Origin of the sequence: Bradyrhizobium cytisi, assembly GCF_008123515.1 — a bacterium.
In the GTDB taxonomy this organism is placed as follows: domain Bacteria; phylum Pseudomonadota; class Alphaproteobacteria; order Rhizobiales; family Xanthobacteraceae; genus Bradyrhizobium; species Bradyrhizobium cytisi.
The window spans coordinates 1-3,545 of sequence record NZ_VSSR01000165.1 but is presented as its reverse complement, the minus strand read 5'-3'; the positions used below and the strand labels follow the sequence as shown (position 1 = coordinate 3,545).

General features: G+C 56.1%; 2 protein-coding genes and 2 pseudogenes. 3 read left to right on the top strand and 1 reads right to left on the bottom strand.

The annotated features are described in order from the left end of the window. Nucleotides 1-459 precede the first annotated feature (459 nt). Nucleotides 460-844, bottom strand: a pseudogene (locus FXB38_RS42300) (integrase core domain-containing protein); the annotation flags it as partial. 413 nt (nucleotides 845-1,257) lie between these two features. On the opposite strand from FXB38_RS42300, the gene FXB38_RS42295 reads away from it, so the two are divergent. The 3 genes and pseudogenes from FXB38_RS42295 to FXB38_RS44525 all read left to right on the top strand — a co-directional run bounded on the left by FXB38_RS42295 (nucleotide 1,258) and on the right by FXB38_RS44525 (nucleotide 3,530). After that, entirely contained in the window at nucleotides 1,258-1,704 is a 447-nt protein-coding gene (locus tag FXB38_RS42295; RefSeq protein WP_148756745.1) for an SET domain-containing protein-lysine N-methyltransferase, read from the top strand. A 1,085-nt stretch (nucleotides 1,705-2,789) separates the two neighbouring features. Beyond that, nucleotides 2,790-3,026, top strand: a pseudogene (locus tag FXB38_RS42285) (transposase); the annotation flags it as partial. Nucleotides 3,027-3,155: 129 nt separating this feature from the next. Then, nucleotides 3,156-3,530 (top strand): IS4/Tn5 family transposase DNA-binding protein, encoded by a 375-nt coding sequence (locus tag FXB38_RS44525; RefSeq protein ID WP_246230649.1) that lies wholly within the window; start codon nucleotides 3,156-3,158, stop codon nucleotides 3,528-3,530. The last annotated feature ends 15 nt before the right edge of the window (nucleotides 3,531-3,545 follow it).

Sequence of the window (3,545 nt, the reverse complement as noted above, 5' to 3'; positions counted from 1 at the left end):
ACTGTGCCGAGCCACTAGTGCGACGATATAGGGTTTTGAGGGGCTTTATCGATCCGCCATCAGTCGCGGGCACGCGGCATCGTCCCCACTGCCGATAACCTTTCCAAAGCTGCGGCAGCAACAAACGCCCTATGCTTATTGCACGGAAGAACTGCGCCGGCTGACCTCGATTCTGAAGGTTGGCATCGCCTTCACGCGCCAGCTATGTACCCTACGCTCCTCCTTTTGCGGTACCGAAGCCGCGCGCATTGGCGAGGCGCTTCGTTTGGTCCTGCAAACGTGAATTTGACTGATCGGGCCACACCGTTCGTGACACGAAGCTTTTCAAAACGCGTCCCGTGCCAATCGGACCAAAGCTCACCCAGGAACTGGCCGAGTACGTCGAGCGCCGTTGCCGGCTCCCTCTGCTGCGCGGGCAAGAATCTCCATTATTCACTACGGCGGCAGTCGACCGTGGTGTTATGTGCGGGTCATCTCCTCGTTCACGCCGGGCGCCACAAAGCCTTTGCCCGGTTGGGCGGTGAGAGCGACGGGAGCTGGCGCGGAGCCTTCGGCATGGCGCAGCGCAGATCCCGGCGCGGCTGGCAGGTGATCGCGAACTCGGACGGGGACTTCCATCCGAGCTGCGAGTGCGATCGTGTGTTGTTGCAATCGGCACGCCAAGATCCAAGTGTGACGCGGACCAGGGCCAGAGACGTGAACCGCGTCTCGTTCAATATTTCATCCCGCAGCGGTTCGTTGAAGCTCTCGATCAAGCATTCGCATGGGCTTGCGGGGCGACGTATTGCCATGGGACGCGGCTCTGATCGGCCCCAGTCAGGATCGCGTCGTTGGTGAACTCGCTGCGGGGACGACAACAACTGCATCGGCTCAACCAAGCGCGGGTGGCTACTCTATCTGGCTTCTCAAGTTTTGTCATCCGCAGCTAAGCTTGCCTACGCATCTTGGCAGCCCATCTACGTAGGTGGTTATCAGGCGCTTGGGATCAGCTATATGATGTTGTTGAGAGTGGAGGCATTTGAATGAACGTTTCGCATTTCGCTATGGAGAAGATGCGTCCGATCGTTCACCCACCAATGCGCGGGCCGCGTTCCGTACCCACGGTTGATGGCGGGGACAAGGACCAACGCAGTGCCGGGTACCTGGCACCGCGCGCGCTGGGCTCGTTTGAGGTTAGCATTCCAAAGCCAACTCCGCTTGCGAACGCCAGACCATCAATGGGTACCCCAGGAATGGTGAAACAATAGAGGCAGGTTAATGCCAGGCACCGAGAAGAAACAAGTGATGGCGGAAAACGTCATTGATCGCAGCAGCACTGTGTATGTCAAAACTGCACCACGAAAGGGCCGAGGTGTATTTGCAAATATTCCGTTCAAGAGTGGAGATGTAATTGAGCGCGCTCCAACGTGGGGATTTGATCATGCTCAAGCTCAGCTCCTAAATCGCACAGGCCTGTTCGAGTACTACTTCGTCCGGCCCGATCGAGATATCAAATGTGACCCGCTGACAGGCTACGTTGTTTTCGGATTAATCTCGATCGTAAATCACTCATCTAGCCCGAATGCACAAATACTGTGGACCGATACAGCGTCTGGAGTGTGGGCGAGCATTGTGGCGATAGACGACATAGAAGTAGACGACGAAATAACGCATCGGTATGCGAATGTGTCCGATTATCCGCATGCTGCTAGATTCGTTGACTAAGTACTGAACAGTATCGACTGATTGGTCCCGATATGGATAGCTATCCTCGAAGAACCTGACGGTCTCTCGGAACGAAATGAACGTTTCAGCGGTGGCGGGAGAGAATTTGGAGCAAGATTTCCTGCTGGCGGATGACGCGCCAGAATTGGTGTGGCGCTGCGATCTTGGTCGCACGCCGGAGCTACAATGAGTTGGAATTTTTGTGGGAGCCGGATCTGAAATGACCCATACCAGCGGCGCACTTGGTATACTGCAGCTACACAATGCGCCGCAGACGGTGCCCGTATCGCTCAGCAATCCTAATACTTTTCCATTTCCCACATTTATCGCCAGGTTCCAGGTGCTTGGACCAGGAATGTGGTTGTTGGTTGTGAGGACGACAAATTGGAAGAGGCGTTCATAGGGGCAGCAAAAGAGTTGGTGGATGATGGCGCAGTTGCGATCACGACCAATTGCGGCTTCACGATCAAGTACCAAAACGCGATGATGCAGGCCGTACCAGTGCCAGTTTCGACTCCTGCTTGCTGCTCCTGCCCTATCTCATGGCGACCATGAAGGGTGTCGGGATATTGACATTCGACTCAAGGGCATTGACGTTCGATCTGCTAAAATGCGCCGGTGTTGAGTCATACGATCGAATAGCAATTGGTGGCATCGAGCATTCCGAGACATGGAAAGTCATGTCGGGGCCCGAAAATAGCTACACGACTCTGCAGGTATCCAAAGATTTGCGGGCCGCAATCGCACTTATGTGTAAGCGATATCATGACGTCGAGGTGATCTTATTGGAGTGCGCAGGTTTTCCGATAGTGACGCAACACCTTCGCGAGCAGACGCAGCTGCCGGTGTATGATGCCGTGACCAATGCGAATCTCCTGATGAGCCGATATAAACTAGAGCCCCGAAGATGATATCGAGAGGAGGCTTAGTGTCCTCGTTGTAATGCTTGTTCCCTAGCAGGCGACTATTTTCGAGGATTGCACCTGCGGATTGTAAGAGAGCCGGCTCCGCAAATTTGAACAGGTCGATAAGTGGAGTTTCTGCCTGACAGCGGGCACGCTGATGCCTGAGAATCAGGAGCGACCATAAGCAGACGAGCACGCCGGAACCACACGCCGGCCTTCAAGGCCAAGGTGGAGCTTGCCGCCGTCAAGGGTGACCGGACGGTAGCCCAACTGGCCGAGCACTTTGAGGTCCATCCCAATCAGATCACGGCCTGGAAGGCTCAGCTCGAAGGCGGCGCTTCCGGGGTTTTCGGCTCGGGCAGCATGTCGCCCGCCGCGCCCGCGATCGACGTGAAGTCGCTGCACGCCAAGATCGGGGGTAACCGTCCGGTGAGGCTTTCAATTACCCACATTTAGTCGAACGGGCTGAGGGAGCGCACAAACCATTGCATCGCAGGAATCGACCGTGATTCCTTGTCTGGCACCGATTCGCAGGGGGCGGTGCCAATGGACGAAGAAGCCGACGCATGGTTTGATCGCGAGCTCGCTGGCTGCAGCCTTGCCGACGAGCGCCTGAACAAGCGGCTCCGCAAAGTGGTAGCGCAGATCGGGAGCGCCATGGGCGAAAGTATTCCGCTGGTGTGCCAGGACTGGGCCAACACCAAGGCTGCGTATCGTTTTTTCTCCAACGACCGGGTCAGCGAAGCGGACATTCTGGCTGGCCACTTTCAATCGACCGTGAGCCTGCCGCCGATCGGAAAACAGAAGCGCTATCCCGCGTTGACCTTAACGGTAATCCACGCCGAAGAGCGCGTGACGCCGAAGAAGAGAAAGAAAGTTGAGTGGAAGCTGATCACAGATCTGCCTGTTAGCTCCCTGTAGCGCGACAATCTGGAT

Excerpts from the sequence above, each read along its gene's own strand:
- FXB38_RS44525 (WP_246230649.1), top strand. The coding sequence starts at position 3,156 with ATGGACGAAGAAGCCGACGCATGGTTTGATCGCGAGCTCGCTGGCTGC.
- FXB38_RS42295 (WP_148756745.1), top strand. The coding sequence starts at position 1,258 with ATGCCAGGCACCGAGAAGAAACAAGTGATGGCGGAAAACGTCATTGAT.